General features: G+C 41.7%; 4 protein-coding genes. All 4 read right to left on the reverse strand.

Going from position 1 to position 5,335, the window contains the following annotated elements; translation table 11 throughout:
* Positions 1-136: 136 nt before the first annotated feature.
* From clpC to AC6CIB_RS23500, 4 genes are read right to left on the reverse strand one after another with little or no spacing between them, the layout of a single operon-like run.
* Positions 137-2,584 (reverse strand): ATP-dependent protease ATP-binding subunit ClpC, encoded by a 2,448-nt coding sequence (gene clpC, locus AC6CIB_RS23485; RefSeq protein WP_498284737.1) that lies wholly within the window; start codon positions 2,582-2,584, stop codon positions 137-139.
* Position 2,585: 1 nt separating this feature from the next.
* Complete coding sequence (mcsB, locus tag AC6CIB_RS23490; RefSeq protein ID WP_498284739.1) at positions 2,586-3,668, reverse strand: protein-arginine kinase McsB; 1,083 nt, start codon at positions 3,666-3,668, stop codon at positions 2,586-2,588.
* Positions 3,665-4,213 carry a protein-arginine kinase activator protein McsA gene (gene mcsA / locus AC6CIB_RS23495; protein ID WP_498284741.1) on the reverse strand — a complete coding sequence of 183 codons (549 nt, stop codon included), beginning with the start codon at positions 4,211-4,213 and terminating at the stop codon, positions 3,665-3,667. Before mcsA ends, mcsB begins: the two co-directional genes overlap by 4 nt.
* Positions 4,214-4,232: 19 nt before the next feature.
* Positions 4,233-4,694: a CtsR family transcriptional regulator gene (locus AC6CIB_RS23500; protein WP_498284743.1), complete on the reverse strand. Its 462-nt coding sequence runs from the start codon at positions 4,692-4,694 to the stop codon at positions 4,233-4,235.
* Positions 4,695-5,335: the final 641 nt, after the last annotated feature.

Raw genomic sequence — 5,335 nt, forward strand, 5'->3', positions numbered from 1 at the left:
CTAGCCACCGGAGCTGGACAATCTGAAAAGCGCAGCCGGCTCGATCTGGCCCGACAAGCATTTTCAGGAAAGCCACATTATGATAAAAGAGGTACACGAAAAACATATACGTGTACCTCTTTTTCAACCGTTTGTATTAAGTAGGAGTATTTGCTGCTTCTTCTTCTTTTACCTTCACAACAAACTCACTATCTTCTACATCGATCAATATATTCTGTCCTGTCAGTACCTTGCCTCTTAATAGCTCTTCTGACAGTTTATCCTCTACATGTTTCTGAATGGCACGACGCAGTGGACGCGCACCGTATTCAGGATCGAATCCTTCATCTGCAATTTTTTCTTTAGCAGCAGCTGAAAGCTCTAAATGAATATCCTGCTCCTTCAAGCGAGTTGTCAATTGGTTGGACATCAAGGTCACAATCTCTTTTAAATGATCTTTTTCAAGGGAATGGAACACAATGATTTCATCGATACGGTTAAGGAACTCTGGTCGGAACGCTCGTTTCAGTTCCTCCATTACCTTGCCTTTCATATCCTTATAATCCTGTTTTCCATCTTGAATATTGAACCCAACATATTTGTTGCTCTTAAGGGACTGGGCACCAACGTTAGATGTCATAATTAACACCGTGTTTCTAAAGTCTACCGTTCTTCCTTTAGAATCTGTCAAACGGCCGTCTTCCAAGACTTGAAGAAGGATGTTAAATACATCTGGGTGTGCTTTTTCAATTTCATCTAATAGAACGACGGAATACGGTTTACGGCGAACTTTTTCCGTTAACTGCCCGCCTTCTTCATACCCTACATACCCTGGAGGAGAACCTACTAAACGGGAAGTCGAATGTTTCTCCATGTACTCGGACATATCAATACGAATCATGGCATCCTCGTCACCGAACATAGATTCCGCCAGCGCACGGGCCAGTTCTGTTTTCCCTACTCCAGTCGGTCCTAAGAAGATGAAGGAACCGATTGGGCGCTTCGGATCTTTCAGGCCGGCTCTTGCACGACGGACAGCTTTTGATACTGCTACGACTGCTTCAGATTGACCAATGACTCTGGAATGTAGGATCTCTTCTAACTTCAGTAATCGATCCGTCTCAGTCTGAGCAAGTTTCGATACCGGTACTCCCGTCCAGTTCGATACCACTTTCGCAATATCTTCAACGGTCACTTCTGTATTTTCCTGCCCTTGCTTTTCTTTCCATGTGTTCTTCGTTTCTTCTAACTCTTCACGAAGCTTCTGCTCTGAATCTCTCAGAGAAGCTGCTTTTTCAAACTCTTGGCTTTGAACCGCTGCATCCTTCTCTTTGCGGATTTCTTCCAGCTTGGCTTCAAGTTCTTTCAAGTTTGGCGGCGTTGTATAAGAACGTAAACGTACCTTAGAACCAGCTTCATCAATTAAATCGATCGCCTTATCCGGTAAGAAGCGGTCTGAAATGTAGCGATCAGAAAGTTTCACTGCCGCATCAATCGCTTCATCTGTAATCGATACACGGTGATGGGCTTCATAACGATCACGTAAACCTTTAAGAATCTGAACGGACTCTTCTGCCGTTGGCTCATTGACTTGGATTGGTTGGAAACGGCGCTCTAACGCAGCATCCTTTTCAATATATTTACGGTACTCATCCAAGGTCGTTGCACCGATACACTGTAATTCACCGCGAGCAAGAGATGGTTTTAAGATGTTTGACGCATCAATGGCACCTTCAGCCCCACCTGCTCCAATTAATGTATGAAGCTCATCGATAAACAGAATGATGTTACCTGCTTGACGGATTTCATCCATTACTTTCTTTAATCGATCCTCGAATTCCCCACGATATTTCGTACCAGCTACCACTGTACCCATATCCAGGGTCATGACGCGTTTGTCCCGAAGAATCTCAGGAACCTCATTGGCAATAATCTGTTGTGCAAGACCCTCGGCAATAGCGGTCTTACCTACACCAGGCTCACCGATCAGCACGGGGTTATTCTTCGTACGTCGACTTAGCACTTCAATGACACGCTGAATTTCTTTGCTTCGTCCGATAACCGGATCTAAGCTTCCTTCACGGGCAATCGCCGTCAAGTCACGGGCTAAGCTATCAAGGGTAGGCGTATTCGCATTGGCATTGCCTCCACCCTGGTGGTTACTTGAATCATTGCTGCCAAGTAACTGCAATACTTGCTGTCTTGCTTTATTTAAGCTGACTCCCAGATTACCAAGTACACGAGCGGCTACTCCTTCACCTTCACGAATCAACCCTAATAAAATATGTTCCGTTCCAACATATGAGTGTCCCAGTTTACGTGCCTCATCCATCGAAAGCTCAATCACTTTCTTCGCTCGAGGTGTATAATGGATCGTTTGAGATTTCTCGGTACCTTTTCCGATCAATCCTTCCACTTCTTTCTGAATCTTTTCAGGGCTCAGTCCCAACGCCGTAAGTGCTTTAGCGGCAATTCCTTCACCTTCGCGGACAAGTCCCAATAAAATATGTTCAGTACCAATATTACTGTGCGCCAGACGAATCGCTTCTTCTTGAGCTAATGCTAATACCTTTTGTGCTCTTTCTGTAAATCGACCAAACATCATATTATTTTTCCTCCTCACGTGTATCCTTATCTAACTTAATTCGCTCTCGAATCAAAGAAGACCTTCTTATATCTCTTTCATTTGGTCTCAATGGACCTCCAGAATATTGTTGTAAAAATCCAGGTTGGGTCAAAATCATTAGTTCATTCAATATATTCTTAGATATTACTTTGATGTATCCTAAATCAATTCCAAGCCTGACATCCGATAAACACTTCGCCGCTTCCTTGGACTCGATAACTCGACTGTGCTCTAACACGCCAAGTGAACGAAAGATCCTATCTTCTAATTGTAGGTTAGACGTTTTAACTAATGCGTCCCGTGCCGAGTGTTCTTTATCAATGATCTGCTTCACAACACTCAATAAATCTTCCACAATATCTTCCTCTGATTTACCAAGTGTCGTTTGATTCGAAATCTGAAAAATGTTCCCTAACGCCTCGCTGCCTTCTCCATAGATCCCTCTTACCACCAGACCTAATTGGTTTATGGCAGGAATGATACGATTTAATTGCTGGGTCAGAACCAGACCCGGCAAGTGCATCATCACGGAAGCTCTAAGCCCTGTCCCCACATTAGTGGGACAAGTCGTTAAATATCCATGTTTCTCATCAAAAGCAAAATCAAATTCACTTTCAAACCAATCATCAATCTGATTCGCTCTCTGTAAAGCTTCCTTCAATTGCAATCCTGGATATAAACACTGTATTCGAATATGGTCCTCTTCGTTTACCATTATGCTAATATCTTCTTGACTTGATAGAAGGACAGCCCCATAATTCGAGTCCTCCGCTAAGTTAGGACTAATAAGGTGTTTCTCCACCAATACCCTCTTTTGGAGAGGCTGAATCTCACATGTAGGTAAAAATTCTAATTCTCCTAAATTTTTTGGGTATAAAGAGAGCTTATCCTTCACACGATCCACGATTTCTTTAGCTTCTTCAGAAGAATATAAAGTGGAGAAACGAAAGTCCGTCATGTTTCTTGCAAGCCGGACCCGTGAGCTAAGAACAATATCTGAATTCGGTCCTTCTTCATTCATCCAGGAGCTAACCGCATTTTGTAAAAACTTCTCCAGACTCATCCTTTATCTCCTCCCTCTTTATTAACATCTTTCTCCAGGGAGCGAATTTCGTCTCGTATCTCTGCTGCTTTTTCGAACTCTTCATCCGCAATCATCGTTTGCAGATCCGATTTCAACTGCTGAATCTTTTTCTTTATGTGAATGGCTCCACCCATGCGTTCCGGAACCTTTCCGTGGTGCTCCACATTCCCACTATGAACACGCTTTAAAAGAGGAGTAAGTTCATCTTTAAACGTTTCATAGCAATGAGCACAACCGAAGCGTCCTACATTAATGAATTGCTGAAAGGTCATTTTACACTTTTCACACTGTAATACCTCTGGCTTAGGAATTTCCGTTTCTTTTGCCTGCTTAAATGCAGGGGCTATATTAAGAAGACCTGCCAATAGATTATTCACAGAGAACCCGGAAGAAGAATCAAACATAAACATCTCACCCTTATCCTGAGCGCATTGTTCACATAAATGAACCTCTGTCTTTTCCCCATTTATCACCTTGGTAAAATGAAGGGTTGCAGGTCTTTCATTACATTCTTGACAAACCATCCTACTCACCTCTCAAAACTTACTCATACTTCAATGTATCCAGCATGGCTCTGAGCATTCTTCCCCTCAATACATCCCGTTCAGGTAAATCTACCATGATCACCGAACGGTCCATAACGCTCAGCATAATCTTCGCTTCCCGCTCAGAAATAATATTCTCTTCCACTAATCGAAACACAATATCAGCCGCCGTATTCTGACTGATGGTTTGTGTTATTAAAGCTACTAGCTGGTCAATAAGATGAACTTGATCGTGGGCCTTTACCTTCATGATTCGGATGTAGCCCCCGCCACCTCGTTTACTTTCTACTACATATCCTCGTTCTATCGTGAACCGGGTATTGATCACATAATTAATTTGAGAAGGAACACATTGAAACCTATCAGCGATCTCGCTTCTTTTAATCTCGACTATCTCACTTCCACTCAGTTCTAAAACATTCTTTAAATAACGTTCAATGATGTCGGATATGTTCCTCATCAAACCTCCTCCTCATTTTGACTTTGACTATATTTGACTATAATTATACAACCGCGTTTTAAACTTTGCAATTATGAAGTATGACCTTAGAAGTTTTCCTGTTTTAGGAAGGTTTTAAACGTGGGAATGTGAGATTGTTGGATAGAAATAAGAAAATGGGGCATTGAGAGTGTGTGATGTTTTGTTTAGGGAGTGCGGTGGTGTAAGTAGCGGGAGTTGATTTTTTTGAGATGGATGGGTGGAGGGGCTATTGTGGTGTTGTGAAGGAGGAAGAGTAAAATTTAGTAATTTGAATGGATTATTTCCTTAAAGTTGTGGTTAATTAGGTTATTAGATAAAGAAAGTGCTCTATTATGTGTTAAAGCTAGTATTTTTCAAGGTGAACTGAATGTTTATAGTCGAGGATTTGGAGTAATTGCGTCGTTTTTTTGTTTTATGCGTCATTTTCGACTGTTATTGCGTCATTTTTTTATTTTATGCTTCGTTTTAGACCTTTATTGCGTCAATTTTTCGTTTTATGCGTCTTTTACCAAATATCACCTATCCACTCGTATGGTAACAACTAATTATATTTATCTTTTCCAAAGCTTAGCTGTATAGAAGATTGATGTCCCATTCACAATCTCATAAATTCAAACTAC

The organism is Rossellomorea sp. GQ25, from assembly GCF_059758515.1.

Excerpts from the sequence above, each read along its gene's own strand:
- clpC (WP_498284737.1), bottom strand. The coding sequence starts at position 2,584 with ATGATGTTTGGTCGATTTACAGAAAGAGCACAAAAGGTATTAGCATTA.
- mcsB (WP_498284739.1), bottom strand. The coding sequence starts at position 3,668 with ATGAGTCTGGAGAAGTTTTTACAAAATGCGGTTAGCTCCTGGATGAAT.
- mcsA (WP_498284741.1), bottom strand. The coding sequence starts at position 4,213 with ATGGTTTGTCAAGAATGTAATGAAAGACCTGCAACCCTTCATTTTACC.
- AC6CIB_RS23500 (WP_498284743.1), bottom strand. The coding sequence starts at position 4,694 with ATGAGGAACATATCCGACATCATTGAACGTTATTTAAAGAATGTTTTA.